Source organism: Micromonospora sp. WMMB235 (assembly GCF_001855515.1).
Taxonomy (GTDB): domain Bacteria; phylum Actinomycetota; class Actinomycetes; order Mycobacteriales; family Micromonosporaceae; genus Micromonospora; species Micromonospora aurantiaca.
The window spans coordinates 5,965,327-5,982,844 of sequence record NZ_MDRX01000001.1 but is presented as its reverse complement, the minus strand read 5'-3'; the positions used below and the strand labels follow the sequence as shown (position 1 = coordinate 5,982,844).

Sequence of the window (17,518 nt, the reverse complement as noted above, 5' to 3'; positions counted from 1 at the left end):
CGGGTTTCGGCGCGATCCGGGCGGGCGGCCGGGTCAGGTGCGGCAGGTGGTGGCCGGCAGGCCGGAGACCGGCACCGGGGAGCGGCCGGCCGGGCGGGCCTTGCCGGCGAGCACCGCGGCGAGCCCGGTCATCGAGGCCCGGGTGGAGGAGTAGGTCGCCATCAGCGTCGGGGACTTCGCCCCGGACAGCACGTACGGCGTGTCCATCGCCACCGTCACGGCGGCGCCGGCGCTCAGGTCCTTCGCGCCGTCGCCGTAACCGACCAGGTGCACCACCGTGCCGCCGGAGGGCACCACCTTGACCCCGGCCGCGGTGAGCGCCTCGGTCAGCAGCTTGCGGGTGCGCTCCCGGCCGCCGGAGGAGGTCACGCTCACCGGGCCGGTCACCGCCCCGCCGCACTTGCCGCGCAGCACAGTCACGGCGGCGGTGGCCAGGTCGTCGGCGGCCTTGCGGTGGGCTGCGCCGTCGAGCGTGGACAGCGCGGGCGCGTCCCGCCCGGCCAGCCGGAACTTCATGGTCAGCACCCGGGTGACCGCCTCGACCAGGCGGGCGCGGGGCAGCGAGCCGTCCTTGAGCGCGGCGCGCAGCCCGTCGTACGCCTGGGTGACGTTCGGGGTCATCAGGATGAGGTCGTTGCCGGCGTTGAGCGCGCGTACGGCGGCCTCGCCCGGCGACCACTTCTTCGCCGGGGCCATGTTCATCCCGTCGGTGATCACCACGCCCTGGAAGCCGAGCTGGCCGCGCAGCACGTCGGTGAGCAGCTTGCGGGAGAACGTGGCAGGGGTGCCCGGGTCGACTGCCTTGACGTCCAGGTGGGCCGACATCACCGCCATGGCCCCGGCGCCGATGCCGGCCCGGAACGGCGGGAACGCGAGGCGGTCCAGCTCGGCGCGGGACTGCTTGATCACCGGCAGTTCGGTGTGCGAGTCCTCGGCGCTCAGGCCGTGCCCGGGGAAGTGCTTGACCGCGGCACCGACGCCCTCGGCCTGCAGGCCGCGTACCGCGCCCGCCACCTGGGGGGACGCGGTCGCCGGGTCGGCGCCGAAGGACCGGGAGCCGATCACCGCGCTGCGGGTCGCCAGCACGTCGGCGACCGGCGCGAAGTCGAGGTTGACGCCCATGGCGGCCAGCTCTGCCCCGGCGGCCCGCCAGGCGGCCTCGGTCAGCGCCGGGTTCCCGGCGGCGCCGGCGGCGAGCGGGCTGGGCAGCAGCGTCACCCCGTCGGTGATCCGGGTGACCACGCCGTACTCCTGGTCGGTGCCGATCAGGAACGGCGCGGCACCCGCGGGCAGCTTGCCGGCGGCGGCGCGCAGTCCGTCGGTGAGCGCACGGACCTGCTTGGGGTTGTCCACGTTCGTGGTGGCCTGGTTGCCCGAGGTCGGGTCGTCGGCGCTGAAGCCGACCAGGATCAGCCCGCCGAGCCGGTACTTCGCCACCATCTCGGCGGGGGTGTCGACCCCTGCCAGCGCCCGGTTCCCGGCGGCCGACCCGGCCGACACCTCGGTGGCCGAGCTGCCGTACGCGTACGGCATCAGCACCTGCCCGACCAGGTCCTCGTCGCTCAGCGTGCCGACGAGCGCGGCCGCGCGGGCGGCCGGATCGGCGGCCGGCGGGTCACTCGGCGCGGGCGCTGCGGACGACGGCGCCGGGCTCGTCGGGGCAGGTCGGGGCCGGTCCGGCCCGTCCGAGCACCCGGAGACGAGCAGCGCGGTCAGTGCGGCGAGCGCGACGGCGGAGCGCCGCGGGGAAATCGACACGCGGCCCACCGTATCGGGGCAACTCGGCCGCCGTCACCCGACCCGGGTGAGCAGCGTCACCGGAGCACCGTCCCCGGCGTACCGGTAGGGCTCCAGTTCGGCGTCCCAGGCGGTGCCGAGCGCCTTGTCCAGGGCGTGGGCCAGCGCCTCCGGGCTGCGTGCGGCGGCCATCAGGCTGCGGAGCCGGTCCTCGCCGAGCTGGATGTCGCCGGCCGCGCCGACAGCGGCGCGGAACAGGCCGCGGCCCGGTACGTACATGAAGCGCTCGCCGTCGACGCCGGGACTGGGTTCCTCGGTGACCTCGAAACGGATCATGGGCCACTGCCGGAGGGCAGCGGCCAGCTCCGCGCCGGTCCCCGGGCTGCCGGTCCAGCCGCACTCGGCGCGGCGGGCGCCCGGGTCGGCGGGCTGCGCCGTCCAGTGCAGGTTGACCGGCGCGGCGAGGACGCGCGCGATCGCCCACTCGACGTGCGAGCACACGGCGAGCGGGGTCGAGTGGACGTATACGACGCCACGCGTTGGCACGGTGACCTCCCGATGAGCCGAGGTGCGTCTTCCCCTACGACCTCGTCCTACCGAGTGGTACCTGGCACACATGATGACCCGTGTGACTGGTGGTGCGCCAGCGAATCGGAAAATTCGCCGGGCCCCGGAGCGGGAAATACCCGGGTGGTGGACCTGGTTGTGCCCTCTGACGCCGCGACGACCAGCCAGGTGTCGTGGTCGTGTACAGTTCTCTGGGCGGTTCTGTGCCGCCGTACATCTTCGCGGGCCGGCGCCCACCCGGGCGTCATCCGCATACAGCCCCCGGACGGCTTCCGTCCCCACCGTACGTCTGCAAGGAGTACCTCCGTGGCGAGCAACACCTCTAAGACCGCGCGCGCGTCCGTCCGGGCCGGCCAGGCTGGCCAGGGTGGCGCCCTCAGCGTGCTGGGCGAGTTCAAGTACCTGATCCCGCTCAACGGCGGCAAGCACGCCTACGTGCGCAACCTGACCAACGGCAAGACCGCGCACCTGCGCACCGACTCCGACGCCTTCGTCGAGGAGATCCGCGTGCTGGCCGCCGCCGGCCACGCCGCCAAGATCCGCGCCGAGATCAACGGCCTGGCCGCGTCCTACCCGGACCACGGCTGGGACGCCACCGAGAAGCGCCTCGTCGAGGCCGGCGTCTTCGAGGGCTGAGCGCTCTCACCCGCACCACCGCGACCGCCCGCCGGGATCACCCCGGCGGGCGGTTTCGCGTCTGCTCCTGCGGCAACAGCGTCACCTCGCCCGTGGCCAGGTCGTAGAGCGCGCCCTCCACTGCCAGCTCACCTGCGTCCACCGGCCCGGCCAGCCGGTCGTCGCGGCGCAACGCCGCCACCGTGCGCCGGACGTGGCGGCGGATCGCCAGCGGATGCGCGTCCGGGTCGTCCACCCCGACGTCGGTGACCGCCGGGGCGATCCGGTCCACCACGTACGCGAGGTCTCCGCCGGGCCGGCGTCCGGTGCGCAGCGCCTCGACGGTCGAGCCGACCGCGCCGCAGCGCTCGTGGCCCAGCACCATCACCAGGCGTACGCCCAGTTGCTCCACCACGTACTCGATCGAGCCCCGGACGGCCCGGTCCAGCACGTGCCCGCCGGTACGGATCACGCAGATCGAACCGAACGTCTGGTCGAAGATCGCCTCCAACGGCACCCGGGAGTCGATACAGCCCAGCACCACCGCGTACGGCTGCTGGTCGCCGGAGGCCGCCGCCGCGGCGGCGGTGACGTCGTGCCCGTGCACCGGCTGCCCGCTGACGAAACGGCGGTTGCCGGAGAGCAGCTCGGCCAGCGCGGCGCGCGGGCTGGTGGACGGCATGCCTCCCAGCCTGGTCACCGATCCGACCTCGTGGGGCCGGACGGGAATCTTCTCTCCGGGCCGGTTGCCGTGGTCTCATGGCGGGTAACGCCGGTGTCACCGCCGGGTCATCCGGTGGACACACATCGGCGGGCCCGGGAGGTGGACGATGCCGGACCTGGAACTGCGGCTCCCCGACGACGTACGCCTGCACGTCAGCGTCACCGGGCCGGTCGACGCCGAGGTGACCGCCGTCCTGCTGCACGGCTGGACGCTGGACGGGCGCAGCTGGCACCGTCAGGTCGCCGAGCTGCGGGAACGCTTCGGCGGCCGGGTCCGCCTGGTCACGTACGACGCGCGCGGCCACGGCCGGTCGAGCTGCCTGGCGCTGCGCGACGCCACCCTCGCGCAGCTCGGTGACGACCTGGCGGCGGTGATCGACGAGATCGTCCCGTCCGGTCCGATCGTCCTGGTCGGGCACTCGATGGGCGGGATGACGGTGATGGAGTACGCCCACCGGCACCCCGGCCGGTTCGCCGCGCGTACCGCCGGGCTGGTCTTCGTCTCCACCACCGCCGAGGGGCACACGCACACCGCGTACGGCCTCTCCCCCCGGATCACCCGGCTGATCCGCCTGGCCGAGACGACAGGCGCCGGGGTGCTGGCCCGCTGCGGCGGCTGGCGGCCCCCGCACGCGCTGCTGCGCGCGCTGCGCCCGAGCATCCGCTGGATGCTGTTCGGCGACCGCTGCGACCCGGCCGACATCCGGCTGGTCACCTCAGCGGTGGCCCGGGCCACGCTGCGCTCGATCGGCGGTTTCCGCGCCTCGATCGGCGCCCAGCACCGGCTGGAGACGCTCGCCGCGCTCGGCGGGCTGCCGGCCGCCGCGCTGGTCGGGGACCGGGACCGGCTCACCCCGCCGCCCTGCGCCGAGTCGATCGCGGCGGCGCTGCCCACCACGGAGCTGACCGTCTGCCCGGGTGCCGGGCACATGCTCATGATGGAGCGCCCCGACGAGGTGAACGCCGCCCTCGCCGGCGTGCTGGACCGGGTGCTGGCCGGCCGCCCGGCGACCCGCCTCTGAGCGTCTCCGCTCGCGAGCGGCACTGACGTACGCCACGTGCGCGGCATGCCCCGGCGTGGCGGTTGCCGGCGGCCCGTACCCTCATTCAGCCCGTCGTGCCCTCCGAACACAGGAGCATCCGCGTTGACCGACCAGACCACGCTGGACCGGGAGATCGCCGCCGAGCAGCGCCACCTCGACCGGGTGTACGCCCGGCTGGCCGAACTGCGCCGGTCGGCGGCCGACGCCGAGCGGGAGGGCTACCGGCTGGCCCGGGTCGGCAACTTCGGCGCGCTGGTCGAGCGGGACGCGATGGTCTTCCACGCCGCCCAGCGCCGGCACGTGCTGGACGCCGAGCACGAGGGGCTGGTGTTCGGCCGGCTGGACCTGCGTACCGGGCAGGTGCTGCACGTCGGCCGTCTCGGCGTGCGGGGCGTGGACGCGGAGACGCTGGTGGTGGACTGGCGGGCCCCCGCCGCCGCCGCGTTCTACCAGGCCACGCCCGCCGAGCCGCGCGGTGTGGTGCGCCGGCGCACGATCCAGTCCGCGTCCGAGAAGGTCACCCGGATCGAGGACGACCTGCTGGACCCGGAGGCCGCGCCGCCGGACATGGCGGTGGTCGGTGACGGGGCGCTGCTGGCCACGCTGTCCCGGGCCACCGGCCGGGGCATGCGCGACATCGTCGCCACGATCCAGCGCGAGCAGGACGAGGCGATCCGTTCCCCCGGCAACGGCGTCACGATCGTCTCCGGCGGCCCCGGTACCGGGAAGACGGCGGTGGCGCTGCACCGGGCCGCGTACCTGCTCTACTCCGACCGGGCCCGGTACGCCGGCGGCGGCATCCTGGTGGTCGGCCCGTCCGGCGTGTTCGTCGAGTACATCGCCTCGGTGCTGCCGTCGCTGGGCGAGGAGACCGCCACGCTGCACTCGCTGGGCTCGCTGTTCCCCGGCCTGTCCGCGTCCCGGACCGATCCGCCGGACGTGGCGGCGGTGAAGGGTTCGCTGCGGATGCGCCGGGTGCTGGAACGCGCGGTACGCGACGCGGTGCCGGACTCCCCCGCCGAGCTGCGCCTGCTCTACCGGGGCGAGCTGCTGCGCCTGGAACGCCCCGCGCTGGACGCGATCCGGGACCGGACGCTGGCCCGTGGGGCACGCCGCAACGAGGTACGCCGGGCGGCGTTCGACGCGGTGCTCGCCGCGCTCTACGCGCAGGCCCGCACGCTGCGGGTGGGACGCCTGCCGGAGCAGCCCGCGTTCGAGGACGAGATCATCGAACGGCCGGAGTTCCGCGAGTTCCTCAAGGCCTGGTGGCCCCGGCTGCACCCGAGGCACGTGCTGGACTGGCTGGCCCGCCCGGACCGGCTGCGCCGCTACGCCGGTGGGATCCTCTCCTCGGCGGAGATCCGGCTGCTCGGCGACGCGTACCGGAGCCTCGCGACCGAAGGGCTGACGGTGGCCGACATCGCGCTGCTGGACGAGCTGGACGCGCTGCTCGGCAAGCCGGTGCGGCGGGCCCGCCCCAAGCGCGACCCGTACCAGCTCGCCGGTGGCGTGCGCGAGCTGAGCACGTACGCCGATCGGCAGCGCGCCGCCCGCGCGGCGGCGCGGGAGCGTCCGGACGACTACCGCGACTACGCGCACGTGGTGGTGGACGAGTCGCAGGACGTCTCGCCGATGCAGTGGCGGATGGTCGGCCGGCGCGGGCGGCTGGCGTCCTGGACGGTGGTCGGCGACCCGGCGCAGACCGCCTGGACCGGCGACCCGCAGGAGCTGGACCGGGCCCGGGACCAGGCGCTGGGCCGGCGCAAGCGGCACCGCTACGAGCTGACCACCAACTACCGCAACTCTGCGGAGATCTTCGCGGTGGCGGCGGCGGAGATCCGCCGGCTCTACCCGGACCTGCCGCTGCCCGACGCGGTGCGGTCCACCGGCGTGCCGCCGGTCGAGCGCACGGTGCCCGCCGCCGACCTGCCGGCGGCCACCGTCGAGGCGGCCGAGGCGCTGCTCGCGCAGGTGGAGGGCACCGTCGGGGTGATCACGCCGGTGCCGCGCCGGGACGAGGTGGCCGGCTGGCTGGGCGGGCTCGGCGCGGGCCGCCTCCAGGTGGTGACCAGCCTGCAGGCCAAGGGCATGGAGTACGACGGCGTGGTGCTGGTGGCGCCGAGCGAGATCCGGGCCGACCCCGGCTCGGGTGTCCGCACGCTCTACGTGGCGCTGTCCCGGGCCACCCAGCGTCTCACCACGCTCGACCCCTCCTGACGGACACCCGACGGTGACCCGGCGGTCACCCATCGTTCAGTTGCATACATAGCGATGTGAACATACATTGGGCCTGGCCGGTACGGGGCAGGAAGGGTGTTGGCGTGGGCGCAGGTCATGACCACAGCGGCGCGGTGACCAACGCGGCGCACCGCCACCGGGGCCGCCTCTGGGCCGCCTTCGCGCTGCTCGCCGCCCTGATGGTGGTCGAGGCGGTGGCCGCCTTCACGACCGGCTCGCTGGCCCTGCTCTCCGACGCCGGGCACATGTTCACCGACGTCCTCGGCATCGGCATGGCCCTCGCCGCGATCACCGCGACCCGCCGCGCCGGCACCGACCCGCAGCGCACGTTCGGGCTCTACCGGCTGGAGGTGCTCGCCGCCCTCGCCAACGCCGTGCTGCTCGGCGCCGTCGCCATCTACGTCCTGGTCGAGGCGGTACGCCGGTTCGGCGAGCCGCCGGAGGTGCTGGCCGGCCCGATGCTCGTGGTGGCGGTGCTCGGCCTGCTCGCCAACATCGTCGCGTTCGCGCTGCTGCGCGCCGGGTCGAAGGAGAGCATCAACCTGCGCGGGGCGTACCTGGAGGTGCTCGGCGACCTGCTCGGCTCGCTCGGCGTGATCGCCGCCGCGCTGGTCATCGCGGCGACCGACTGGTGGTGGGCGGACCCACTGGTCGCCGTCGGCATCGGCCTGTTCATCCTGCCGCGCACCTGGCGGCTCGGCCGGGCCGCGCTGCGCATCCTGGTGCAGGCCGCGCCGGAGCACCTCCAGGTCACCGCCGTGCACGACCGGCTGGCCGCCGTACCGGGCGTGGCCGAGGTGCACGACCTGCACGTCTGGACGCTCACCTCGGGCATGGAGGTGGCCTCGGCGCACCTGACCACCGATCCGGGCGTGGACCCGGGCGTGGTGCTGGCCGCCGCGCGGGCCGCCCTGCACGAGGACTTCTCCATCGATCACGCCACGTTGCAGGTCGAACCCGGAGCGTCGGCCGGAGTGTGCGGACAGACCGAGTGGTGATTAGGACACACTTAAATCACTGTGGCTAATGTAGTCTTATGCCGGTTTTGCCCCGCCTAGTGGCACTGCTCCACGGAGCCGTGCCCGGGCAGCGCCGGTAGTCTCGGTCGCGGCCGCACCCGCGGGCGCCACCCGGCCCCGGTGGGGCGGCCGTCGCCTAATCGTCCGCAGGGACGAGCCGGGGAACCACGTACGTGGGGTGCATCCGCGTCAGCGGTAGGGATCTTCCGTCCCGAACCCGTCAGCTAACCCGGTCGGCGTTGACGGAAGGACGTGTGAATGCCCCCAGTGGCACCTGTACGACGGACGGCCGCCCGGTTGGCGGCCCTGCTCGTCGCGACGCTGACCCTCGGCGTCGCGACCGTTCCGGTCTCCCCCGCCTCGGCGGCGCCGGCGACCGGCCTGCTCGCCGCAGCGCCCGGCGACGACGAGGGTGGCACGCCCGAACTGCGTGCCCAGCTCGACGCGGCCAGCAAGGGCTGGCTGGAGGCGAAAGCCGCGCTGAACCGGTCGGTGAGCCGCCAGAAGCAGCTGAACGAACAACTCAAGACGGTCGGCGCCGAGCTGGCCGTACGCGACGCCAAGGTCGGCGAGATCGCCGCCGTGGCGTACCGCAACGGCCGTCTGGGGACCGCCGGGGCGCTGCTCGGCAGCAGCAGCCCGGAGGGCTTCATGGACCGGGCCGCCGCGCTGGAGCAGGTCGCCGCGCACGAGGACCGTACGCTGCGCGACCTGATCACCACCCGGGACGAGGCCACCCGCACCCGCGCCCAGCTCGACGGAGAGATCCGCGAGCAGCGCAAGCAGGTGACGGTGATGGCCAAGCGCAAGGAGCAGGCCGAGCGCGCCCTGGAGGTGGCGAACGACCGGGCCTCGCGCAGCAGCAGCGGCGGTGGCAGCGTCCAGGGCACCTCCAGCAAGAACGCGAAGCCGGCACCGCGCAACTCGGACGGCTCCTGGCCGTCGGAGTCGTGCAGCGTCAACGACCCGACCCCGGCGAACGGCTGCATCACCCCGCGAACGCTGCACGCGCTGCAACAGGCCAAGGCGGCGGGCTTCACCCGGTACGTCTCGTGCCACCGGCCCAGCGGCTCTGGTGAGCACCCGAAGGGGCGGGCCTGCGACTTCGCCGCGCAGAAGAACGGCTTCGGCGGCGTGGCCACCGGTGGTGACCGGACGTACGGCAACAACCTGGCCGCATACTTCGTGCGCAACGCCGACCCGCTCGCCGTGCTCTACGTGATCTGGTTCAAGCAGATCTGGCTGCCCAGCAGCGGGTGGAAGTCGTACAGCGGCGGCAACGGCGACCCGTCCAGCGACCACACCAACCACGTGCACCTGTCGGTGTACTGAGCGCGCCCCGAGAGGGCCGGCCGGATCAGGCCGGCCGGCCCTCCAGGGTCGCTCCGAGACGAGCCGCCAGGCCCAGGTGAGCCGCCCGGGCCTGGCGGAACGCGTACCCGAACAGTGGCGCCGGAGCGGTGAGCGTGATCTCCACGTCGATGCGTACCGTGCCGTCCGGCTCGTCGCGCAGCCGGGTGTGGTTGCGGACCGTCGTCGCGGGCTGCTGACGCGCCACTGTGACGACCTCGTCCTCGCCGGCGATCAGCACGTCCGCCTGGTACGTGACCGGGAAGTGCAGCGGGCCCAGTTGCAGCCGGTCGGTGATCGCGTAGCTGGCCAGCGCGCCTGGCCGGGCCGGCAGCTTCCGGACCCGGACGATCAGCGGATGCAGCTCGCCCTGGCGACTCAGGTCACCCAGTAGCGCCACCGCTTCGGCCCGGGTGCACCGGGCCTGCACGGTGTAGCTGAAGCTGTCGCTGCTCTGCAAGCGGGCCCCCTCGCCGTCGTGCGTCGCGACGATCGTCCCGTACCGACGCCGGACTGGCAACGGGTAGAAAGTCCCCTGGCTGCAGGGGGTGTGGACGGCGCGCTCAGGCGCCGGGCAGCACCTCGGGGGTGTCGTCGGCGAACCACGGCTCGGGCGCGCCGAACAGGCCGAGCAGGCCGGTCACCCAGAGCTGCCGGTGCACGAACCGGCTCGGCTCGGTGACCACGAGCTTGACGCCGCTGACCTCGCAGGTCTGGAAGCCGGCGACCATGGCGCTGATGCCGACCGAGTCGATGAACGTGACAAGCCGCATGTTCAGCTCGATCCGCGCGGGGCGGCCCTTGGCGAGCACTTCGGCGATCGCTTCCCGCACCTCGTACGCGGTGTCGACGTCGATCTCCCCACGGGGCGCGATCTGGACGACACCACCCGGCCGCACCGACTTCACGATCGACAGGCTCACGCGAGCACCTCCACTCGCCCATGACGGGCGCCTCATCAGTACGCGGGCCGCGACCGAGAGTATTCCTCCAACGGCCCGGTCGCCACCCCCCGGGATGAGCAATTCGCGAACTGGGCACACCTGGGCGTACCCAATCCGGACCTCCGGGTTCCAGTTTCCCCTGTATGGCGGGTCGCGGCCAACCGTGCGACCGGGCGGGCCCGCCGATCCGCCGACCAGGGTAGCGGGCGCACGCACGTCCCGTGGGCACCGGTCCCGGCGCGTTCGGGTGGTTCGTCCCGTTCGCAGCTCACGGCCGGGAACCACGGCGTGGTTTGCCACGCGCCCCGGTGGGGCACTGCCCGAGACAGTGAACCCGCCGGATGGACACCGGAGTCCGAAGTGGCCGCCGGCCTTCGGCACCCGAGGAGGTAGAACGATGTTCGGATCCAACCTGCTGGACCGCCGGGGCAAGGCCGAGCGGGTCGCCGACCAGGCGTGGCAGAACCTGCTCTCCGCCGCCGGTTCCGCCGGTGACAGCGTGCGCGACGCCACCCGGACCGCCCGCCGCAGCTCCTCCGGCCTGGCCGACGACGCCACCGACCTGGTCGGCTCCGCCGCCGACGAGGCACGCCGCCGGGCGTCCCTCGCCTTCGACGCGCTCGCCGGCCGCCGGCCCGCCCTGCCCTGGACGCTGCTGATCGCGGCGGCGCTGGCGGGCGCGGCGATCGGCTGGGCCGCCGGCACCGCGGCGCGCGCCGCCGGCAGCCGGGACCGGGCCGCGGACGAGATCGAGTTCGTGGACGTGGACCGGCCGAACTCGCCGGCCGGCCTGGACGGCTGACCCGCCCGTACGACACGACGACGGCCGCTCCCGGGACTCCCGGGGGCGGCCGTCGTGCTGCCTCACCCGCCCCGGGTGAGGCCCGCTCACCCGGGGCGCGCGCAGGATCGCGGGTGCGGGACCACGTGCCCGCGCCGCGATCGACGGGAGGGGAGCCGGATGGCCACCGACACGATCACGCGTACCGACCGGGACATCCAGTCCGCCGTGCTCGACGAGCTGACCTGGGAGCCGCGGGTCGGCCCGGACGAGATCGGGGTGACCGTCACCGAGGGCGTGGTGACGCTCACCGGACGGGTGGACAGCTACGCCAAGAAGTGGGCCGCCGAGCGGGCCGCGCACCGGGTCGCCCGCGTCCGCGCGGTCGCCAACGACATCGCCGTCCGGATCGACACCGCGGCCGGGCGGGAGGACCCGGAGATCGCGGTCGCGGCCGTACGGGCGCTGGAATGGGACGCGTTCGTGCCGATCGAGGCGTTGCAGGTGACGGTGGCCGACGGCTGGGTCACGCTGCACGGCGAGGTCGAATGGGAGTACCAACGGCGGGCCGCCGAACGCTCGGTCGCCCGGCTCACCGGCGTGTGCGGGGTGAGCAACGGCATCGCGGTACGCCCCGCCGTGCGCGCCGACGGCGGTGACCTGGCCGAGCGGATCGTGGATGCGCTGGCCCGCAACGCCGCCACCGAGGCCGAGGAGGTCGACGTGCGGGTGCACGGCGACACGGTGCTGCTGGACGGGCAGGTCCACTCCGCAGGCGAGCGCGAGGAGATCGAGCGGGTGGTGTGGAACGCCCCGGGCATCCGGGAGGTGCGCAACCACCTCGCCGTGCGCTGACGGAACCACCCCGCCCGGGTGAGCCCGCCTCACCCGGGCCGCGGCCATGGTGGGAGGCATGAGTGATCCGAACGGGCTGATCACACCCGGGCGGGCCGCGCCCGGGTTCACGCTCCCGGCGGCGCCGGACGGACGGGAGGTGGGCCCCGGGCAGTTCCGGGGCCGTCCCGTGGTGCTGGCCTTCTACCCGGCGGACTGGTCACCTGTGTGCGGCGAGCAGATGACCCTGTACCAGGCCGCCCTGCCCGAGCTGGAGCGGTACGACGCGGTGCTGCTGGGCATCTCGGTGGACAGCGTCGACTCGCACCGAGCGTTCGCCGAGAGCCGGGGTATCCGGTTCCCGCTGCTCGCCGACTTCGAGCCCAAGGGCGAGGTGTCGCGCCGGTACGGCGCGTACGCGCCGCACGGGCAGTCGGACCGGGCACTCGTGGTCCTCGACCCGGACGGCCGGGTGGCCTGGAGCCATCTGTCCCCGCCCGAGGTGAACCCGGGCGTGGACGGGATCCTCGACGCACTGGAACAGCTGGACGCGGATCGGCGGGTGAGTACCGGATGACCACGCCCCTTCAGGTCACCACCGCGCGGCTGCGGATCCCGGTGACCGAACGCGACCATGTCCGCGGGCCGGTGGACGCGCCGGTCACCGTCGTCGAGTACGGCGACTTCCAGTGCCGGTTCTGCGGCGCCGCCTACCCGAACCTGGCGGAGGTGCTGCGCCAGCGGGCCGACATGGTGCGTCTGGTGTACCGGCACTTCCCGATCACCAACGTCCACCCGTACGCGGAGACCGCCGCGGAGACCGCCGAGGCCGCCGCCGCCCGGGGCCGGTTCTGGGAGATGTACGACTGGCTCTACCAGCACCAGGACCAGCTCGACCAGGTGCACCTGTCGCTCGGCGTCGAGCAGATCGGCCTGTCGCCGGAGGAGATCGCCGCGGAGGTCGGCCGGCAGGAGTACGCCGACCGGGTCCGGCAGGACTTCGTCGGCGGCATCCGCAGCGGCGTCAACGGCACCCCGACGTTGTTCGTCAACGACGTCCGGCACGACGGCGGCTACGACCTGGCCGAACTGCTGGCAGTGGTGGACGCCGCCACCGACGACGGCTGACTGTCAGATCAACCGCAGCTCGCGCGCCCGCCGGACGGCGTCCCGCCGGCGGGTCGCGTCGAGCTTGCGGTAGATGTTGCGCACGTGCGTCTTGACCGTGTTGACCGACAGTGACAGCTCGGCGGCGATCTCCACGTTGGACAGGATGCTCTGGAGATAGCGCAGGATGGTCAGTTCCCGCTCGGTGAGCGGCTCGTCGAGCGACCGGGCCGGACCGTCGGCCGGTGCCGCTGCCGGTTGCGCGTCCACGCCCCGGACCAGCTCGCTCACCGTGGCCCAGTACGCGGTGCCCGAGTCCAGGCGCGCGGCGAGCAGGTCCCGTACCCCCGGGTCGGCCCGGGTGAAGACGCGCCGGAAGCCGTCCGGCTCGGCGAGCGCCAGCACCTCCTCCAGCAGCCGCCCGGCGCGCCGAGCGTCACCGGAGGCGTCGGCGAGCGCCGCGTCGAGCAGCCCGGCGCCCAGCCGCACCGGCAGCGGCCAGTCCGCCGCGTCGGACGCGGTCCAGTCGGGCAGCGCACGCTCGGCCGCGCGGGCGTCACCGGCGCGCAGCCGCAGCCGCGCGGCCACCAGCGCCGGCGCCGGCCCGTCACCCGCCGCGTCGAGCAGCGTCCGGGCACCGTCGACGTCGCCGACGGCGGCGCGTACCTGGGCCTCGTCGGCGGCGAACCATTCGCCCAGCTCCGCGCCGGGCGCGACGGCGCGCGCCCCGGTGAGCGTGCGCAGCGCGCCGCCCGGGTCGCCGCCGTCGGCCAGCAGCCCGGCCCGGCACAGCGCGGTGAGCGCCGCGCCGCCCGGCTCCGCACCGGCCGGCCCGGCGAGCGCCAGGTGGGCCGTGGCCTCCGCCGGCCGGTCCCGCTGCCAGTCCACGAACGCCAGCGCCAGGTACGCGTAGCCGCAGTCGGACCGCGACGACCAGCCCTGACACGGCGGCATCGCCAGCGCCTCCCGGGCCAGTTGCTCTGCGGCCCGCAGCGCGCCCCGGGCCGCCTCCAGCAACGCCGAGCGGCTGACGCAGAGCAGTTCGGTACGCGGCCGCCCGGCTCGCCGCGCCGCCTCCCGCGCGGCGGCGAACCGGTCCCGGGCGGTGGACAGCTCCCCCTCGGCCAGCGCGACCAGCCCGTGCGCGGCACCGGCCACCGCGCGCACGTCGTGCCGCTCGGCCGTCCCGGCGCGCGGATCGCCGGCATCACCGGCAACGGCACTGTCGGCGTCCGGGCCGCCCGGGGACTCGTCAGCGGCGATGGTGGCCAGCAGGCGGTCGGCGGCCCGGCGTACCTCCTCGTGGTCGCCGCCGAGCCGGGCGAGGCTCAGCTCCACGGCGGCGGCCAGCCGGCCGAACCGGTCACGGCGGGGCGCGGGCAGGCCGGCGGCCTCGGCCAGCGCCCGCCGCAGTTGCGCGTCGGCGGCGGCCCGATCCCCGGCGTACGCCCGTTCGGCGGCGGCGGCCAGCGCCAGCTCCGGATCCCGGCGGACCGCCTCGGCGGGCGGCTCGGGCGGAGCGGGTACGGCGGCCGGTTCGTCCGGCGCCAGCTCGGGCCAGCGGGTGACGAGCAGTTCGGTGGCGTCGGCCCACTCACCGGCGAGAAGCGCGTGCCGCAGCGCCTCGGCCGGACGGTCGTGGGTGCCGTACCAGCCGGCGGCCCGCCGGTGCAGTTCCCGCACCTCGTCGGCGGGCAGCCGGTCCAGCTCGTCGCGCAGCACGTCGGCCAGCAGCGGGTGCGGCCGGTACCAGGGTGGGCTGCCGCCGTCCTGGTGGAGGAAGCCGCCCTCCCGGGCCGCCTCGGCGAGCAGGTGCCCGGCGTCGGGCCGCCCGGTCAGCGCGGCCGCCAGGTCGGCGTGGACCGCGACGGCCACCGCCACCCGGCGCAGGACGTCGCGGGTCGCCGGTTCCAGCGGGGCGAGCACCTCGTCCCGCAGGTACGCGGCGACGTCCGGCTGGTCACCGGCGAACCGTTCCACGGTGCGCGCCGGGTCGGCGCCGTCGCCGAGCGCGAGCGCGGCGAAGCGCAGCCCGGCCGGCCAGCCGGTGGTCCGTTCGACGAGCCGGGTCACGGCCGGGGCGGGTACGGCCACGCCGTGCGCGACGAGCAGGTCGGCCACCTCGTCGGCGGTGAACGCCAGGTCGTCGGCGCCGATCACGGTCAGCTCGCCGGCCAGCCGCCAGCGGTGCAGCGCCAGCGGTGGTTCGCCGCGCGCGCCGGCCACCAGCCGCAAGCGGCCGTCGGAGTGCCGGAGCAGGAACTCCAGCCCGGTCAGGGCGGCCGGGTCGGTGACCCGGTGCAGGTCGTCCAGGACCAGCAGCACGGGTCGTTCACGGGTGGCGAGCGCGGCGGCGAGCGTTTCGAGCTGCTCGGGCCGGGGCGGCCCGTCCGGCATCGGTGGCGGCCCGTCGTCCGGATCGTCGGCGGCGGCGGTACGCAGGGCCGCCGCGAGGTAGCCCCAGAGCCGCCGGGTGGTCTCCCCCTCGGCCACCGTGACCCAGGCCGGCGCCGGCCCGTCCCGTTCCCCCTGCGCCCAGGTCGACAGCAGCGTCGTCTTGCCCCAGCCGGCTGGCGCGCAGACGAGCGTCACCGGCCCGGACGCGCCCTGTTCCAGCCGGTCGAGCAGCCGGGGACGCAGCAGGACCGGCTCGGGCGGCACGGGCGGCGTCAACCGGGACGCCAGCAGCGGCGGGCCACCCGGCAGCGCACCACCGGCGACATCGGGCGAATCGAGGCCGGTGGTGAGCAGATCGGGCGTACCGGTGATGTCGCTTGTGCCGCTCGGTGCGGTGACGACCTGGTCTGCCTCCTCCGGCATGCGTCCCTCCCCCCGTCGGTGCGGGCAGCGGTTACCCGCAGCGCGCCGGTTCACCCCTTCGGGGCGAACCCCGCTCACCCGGGCGGCGCGCACCCTGTAGGCACGCGGGGTGGCCGGCCGGGTTGGCCGGCCACCCGGGGACGGCGGGAGGTCAGGTGGCGCGGAGCGGGCGGCTGGCGGCGGGCGTGCTGGTGCTGGCGGGGGTACGGGTGCTGGCTCCGGCGGGCGCGCGGGTGCTGGCCCGCCGCCGGGCGCGGCGGTCCGGCGCCGACCCGCGGCCGGGCCGGTGGCAGGTGGTGACGATCGCCGGGGCGCCCGAGCAGGTGCTCCCGGCCGGGCGATGGCCCGAGCCGCTGCGCCGCCTCGACGGCGCGGTCGAGCTGTGGGCCCGTCCGGCCCCCGGCGGTCGCGGTACCGAGCTGGCGGTCCGCCCGCTGGGCGGGGAGTGCACGCTCCCGGGGTTCGCCGCACACCTGGTCGGCGACGACCCGGGCCGGTTCCTGCGCCACGTGCTGCGGCAGACCAAGCAGCTCCTGGAGACCGGCGAGGTGCTGCGGGCGGACCGTTCGCCGCTGGACCGGCCGGGGACCGTGACGTGAGGGCGCTGTGCTGGGCGGGAGCCGGTCTCGTGGAGGTGCGCCGCGTCCCGGACCCGGAGCTGCGCAACGCCCAGGACATGATCGTCCGGGTCCGGCGGAGCACGACCTGCGGCGCGGACCTGCCGCTTCTGGCCGGGCAGGTGCCCGAGGCGTCCGCCGGGGAGGTGCTCGGACGCGAGTTCCTCGGCGACGTGGTCGAGGTCGGTCCGGAGGTACGCCGGCACCGGGTCGCCGACCGGGTGGTGGTGGGCGCGGCGGTGGCCTGCGGGGCGTGCTGGTTCTGCCGGCAAGGACTGCCGGCGTGCTGTGACAACGGCACGAGCGGCGTGGCGGCCGAGCCGGAGTGGGGGCAACCCCCCGCCGGCGGGTACGGCCGCCCGGCCCGGCTGGGCGGCTTCGCCGGTGGTCACGCCGAGTACGTGCGGGTGCCGTACGCCGATGTGGGCGCGTTCGCCGTGCCGGAGTCGGTGAGCGACGAGCGGGCGGTGTTCGCCGCCGACGCCGCACCGGCCGGCTGGTACGGCGCCGAGCTGGGCGAGGTCGCCCCCGGCGACGTGGTGGCGGTCTGGGGCGCGGGCGCGGTCGGCCAGCTCACCGCCGACGCGGCGGTGGCCCGGGGCGCGGACCGGGTGGTGGTGGTCGACGACCGGGACGACCGGCTGCGGATGGTCACCGGGCACGACGGCGTGGAGGCGCTCAACCACAGGTACGTGGACGTGCTCGCCGAGCTGCGCGAACGCAGCGGCGGCCGGGGCCCGGACGTGTGCGTCGACGCCTCCGGGGCGCCGGCCGCGCCGGGCCGGTGGCCGGTGGCCGAGCCGGACGGCGGGGCGGCGCTGCGCGAGGCGGTGCACGCCTGTCGCAAGGGCGGCGTGGTGGTGGTGCTCGGCGCCCGGCCCGGATTCGTGGACCGGTTCCCGCTCGGCGCGTTCGCCGACAAGGGGCTCGCCGTCCGCGCCGCCCGGCGCCGGGGCAGTGCCGCGATCCCGGCGCTGCTGGAACGGATGGCCCGCGACGAGCTGGTCACCGAGCACCTGGCCACCCATCGGATGCCGCTGGAGCGCGGCGCCGAGGGGTACGCGTTGTTCCGGGACCGGGCCGACGGCTGCGTCCGGGTGCTCTTCACCCCGTGAAGGTGGGC

General features: G+C 75.2%; 17 protein-coding genes and 1 riboswitch. Of the genes, 11 read left to right on the top strand and 6 right to left on the bottom strand.

The genetic code is table 11. The features are described from left to right. Positions 1–33: 33 nt before the first annotated feature. Positions 34–1,758 carry a glycoside hydrolase family 3 protein gene (locus BFV98_RS26710; RefSeq protein ID WP_071098153.1) on the bottom strand — a complete coding sequence of 575 codons (1,725 nt, stop codon included), beginning with the start codon at positions 1,756–1,758 and terminating at the stop codon, positions 34–36. A gap of 33 nt (positions 1,759–1,791) precedes the next feature. Further along, positions 1,792–2,283, bottom strand: coding sequence for a DUF3145 domain-containing protein (locus BFV98_RS26705; protein WP_013287841.1), 492 nt, complete (start codon positions 2,281–2,283; stop codon positions 1,792–1,794). 327 nt (positions 2,284–2,610) lie between these two features. Between BFV98_RS26705 and BFV98_RS26700 the strand changes: the two genes are divergently transcribed. Beyond that, the gene (locus BFV98_RS26700; protein ID WP_013287842.1) at positions 2,611–2,940 is read left to right on the top strand and encodes a hypothetical protein; all 330 of its coding nucleotides are present in this window, start codon (positions 2,611–2,613) and stop codon (positions 2,938–2,940) included. A 37-nt stretch (positions 2,941–2,977) separates the two neighbouring features. Here BFV98_RS26700 and BFV98_RS26695 read toward each other — a convergent pair whose 3' ends face one another. After that, a complete protein-coding gene (locus BFV98_RS26695) occupies positions 2,978–3,601 on the bottom strand; it encodes a carbonic anhydrase (protein ID WP_071098152.1) in 624 nt (207 codons plus the stop codon). A gap of 148 nt (positions 3,602–3,749) precedes the next feature. On the opposite strand from BFV98_RS26695, the gene BFV98_RS26690 reads away from it, so the two are divergent. The 4 genes from BFV98_RS26690 (at position 3,750) to BFV98_RS26675 (ending at position 9,274) form a co-directional block, all read left to right on the top strand. After that, complete coding sequence (locus BFV98_RS26690) at positions 3,750–4,664, top strand: alpha/beta fold hydrolase (RefSeq protein WP_030271650.1); 915 nt, start codon at positions 3,750–3,752, stop codon at positions 4,662–4,664. Between the two features lie 123 nt (positions 4,665–4,787). Beyond that, a complete protein-coding gene (locus BFV98_RS26685) occupies positions 4,788–6,902 on the top strand; it encodes an AAA family ATPase (RefSeq protein ID WP_013475614.1) in 2,115 nt (704 codons plus the stop codon). A 104-nt stretch (positions 6,903–7,006) separates the two neighbouring features. Further along, positions 7,007–7,921, top strand: a complete 915-nt coding sequence (locus BFV98_RS26680; protein WP_013287846.1) for a cation diffusion facilitator family transporter — start codon at positions 7,007–7,009, stop codon at positions 7,919–7,921. 144 nt (positions 7,922–8,065) lie between these two features. Further along, a riboswitch (cyclic di-AMP (ydaO/yuaA leader) is annotated at positions 8,066–8,196 on the top strand. Between the two features lie 4 nt (positions 8,197–8,200). Further along, the gene (locus tag BFV98_RS26675) at positions 8,201–9,274 is read left to right on the top strand and encodes a hypothetical protein (RefSeq protein ID WP_013475612.1); all 1,074 of its coding nucleotides are present in this window, start codon (positions 8,201–8,203) and stop codon (positions 9,272–9,274) included. A gap of 25 nt (positions 9,275–9,299) precedes the next feature. Here the strand turns inward: BFV98_RS26675 and BFV98_RS26670 are convergent, their stop codons facing one another. Continuing rightward, complete coding sequence (locus tag BFV98_RS26670; RefSeq protein WP_013287848.1) at positions 9,300–9,752, bottom strand: SRPBCC family protein; 453 nt, start codon at positions 9,750–9,752, stop codon at positions 9,300–9,302. Between the two features lie 103 nt (positions 9,753–9,855). After that, complete coding sequence (locus BFV98_RS26665; RefSeq protein WP_013475611.1) at positions 9,856–10,215, bottom strand: STAS domain-containing protein; 360 nt, start codon at positions 10,213–10,215, stop codon at positions 9,856–9,858. A 418-nt stretch (positions 10,216–10,633) separates the two neighbouring features. Between BFV98_RS26665 and BFV98_RS26660 the strand changes: the two genes are divergently transcribed. The 4 genes from BFV98_RS26660 to BFV98_RS26645 all read left to right on the top strand — a co-directional run bounded on the left by BFV98_RS26660 (position 10,634) and on the right by BFV98_RS26645 (position 12,979). Beyond that, positions 10,634–11,038 (top strand): hypothetical protein, encoded by a 405-nt coding sequence (locus BFV98_RS26660; RefSeq protein ID WP_013287850.1) that lies wholly within the window; start codon positions 10,634–10,636, stop codon positions 11,036–11,038. Positions 11,039–11,197: 159 nt separating this feature from the next. Further along, on the top strand, positions 11,198–11,872 hold the full coding sequence (locus tag BFV98_RS26655; RefSeq protein ID WP_071098151.1) for a BON domain-containing protein: 675 nt from the start codon (positions 11,198–11,200) through the stop codon (positions 11,870–11,872). 58 nt (positions 11,873–11,930) lie between these two features. Next, positions 11,931–12,428: a redoxin domain-containing protein gene (locus tag BFV98_RS26650; protein ID WP_013475609.1), complete on the top strand. Its 498-nt coding sequence runs from the start codon at positions 11,931–11,933 to the stop codon at positions 12,426–12,428. Then, the gene (locus BFV98_RS26645; RefSeq protein WP_013475608.1) at positions 12,425–12,979 is read left to right on the top strand and encodes a thioredoxin domain-containing protein; all 555 of its coding nucleotides are present in this window, start codon (positions 12,425–12,427) and stop codon (positions 12,977–12,979) included. The genes BFV98_RS26650 and BFV98_RS26645 overlap by 4 nt, the downstream gene beginning before the upstream one ends. Positions 12,980–12,982: 3 nt before the next feature. Here the strand turns inward: BFV98_RS26645 and BFV98_RS26640 are convergent, their stop codons facing one another. Next, the gene (locus BFV98_RS26640; RefSeq protein WP_071098150.1) at positions 12,983–15,778 is read right to left on the bottom strand and encodes a LuxR C-terminal-related transcriptional regulator; all 2,796 of its coding nucleotides are present in this window, start codon (positions 15,776–15,778) and stop codon (positions 12,983–12,985) included. Between the two features lie 155 nt (positions 15,779–15,933). Between BFV98_RS26640 and BFV98_RS26635 the strand changes: the two genes are divergently transcribed. Both BFV98_RS26635 and BFV98_RS26630 read left to right on the top strand, forming a co-directional pair. Next, positions 15,934–16,377, top strand: coding sequence for a hypothetical protein (locus BFV98_RS26635; protein WP_013287855.1), 444 nt, complete (start codon positions 15,934–15,936; stop codon positions 16,375–16,377). Beyond that, entirely contained in the window at positions 16,374–17,510 is a 1,137-nt protein-coding gene (locus tag BFV98_RS26630) for an alcohol dehydrogenase catalytic domain-containing protein (RefSeq protein ID WP_071098149.1), read from the top strand. The genes BFV98_RS26635 and BFV98_RS26630 overlap by 4 nt, the downstream gene beginning before the upstream one ends. The last annotated feature ends 8 nt before the right edge of the window (positions 17,511–17,518 follow it).

Coding starts and splice junctions, on each gene's coding strand:
- BFV98_RS26695 (WP_071098152.1), bottom strand. CDS start 3,601: ATGCCGTCCACCAGCCCGCGCGCCGCGCTGGCCGAGCTGCTCTCCGGC.
- BFV98_RS26690 (WP_030271650.1), top strand. CDS start 3,750: ATGCCGGACCTGGAACTGCGGCTCCCCGACGACGTACGCCTGCACGTC.
- BFV98_RS26675 (WP_013475612.1), top strand. CDS start 8,201: ATGCCCCCAGTGGCACCTGTACGACGGACGGCCGCCCGGTTGGCGGCC.
- BFV98_RS26660 (WP_013287850.1), top strand. CDS start 10,634: ATGTTCGGATCCAACCTGCTGGACCGCCGGGGCAAGGCCGAGCGGGTC.
- BFV98_RS26655 (WP_071098151.1), top strand. CDS start 11,198: ATGGCCACCGACACGATCACGCGTACCGACCGGGACATCCAGTCCGCC.
- BFV98_RS26650 (WP_013475609.1), top strand. CDS start 11,931: ATGAGTGATCCGAACGGGCTGATCACACCCGGGCGGGCCGCGCCCGGG.
- BFV98_RS26645 (WP_013475608.1), top strand. CDS start 12,425: ATGACCACGCCCCTTCAGGTCACCACCGCGCGGCTGCGGATCCCGGTG.
- BFV98_RS26640 (WP_071098150.1), bottom strand. CDS start 15,778: ATGCCGGAGGAGGCAGACCAGGTCGTCACCGCACCGAGCGGCACAAGC.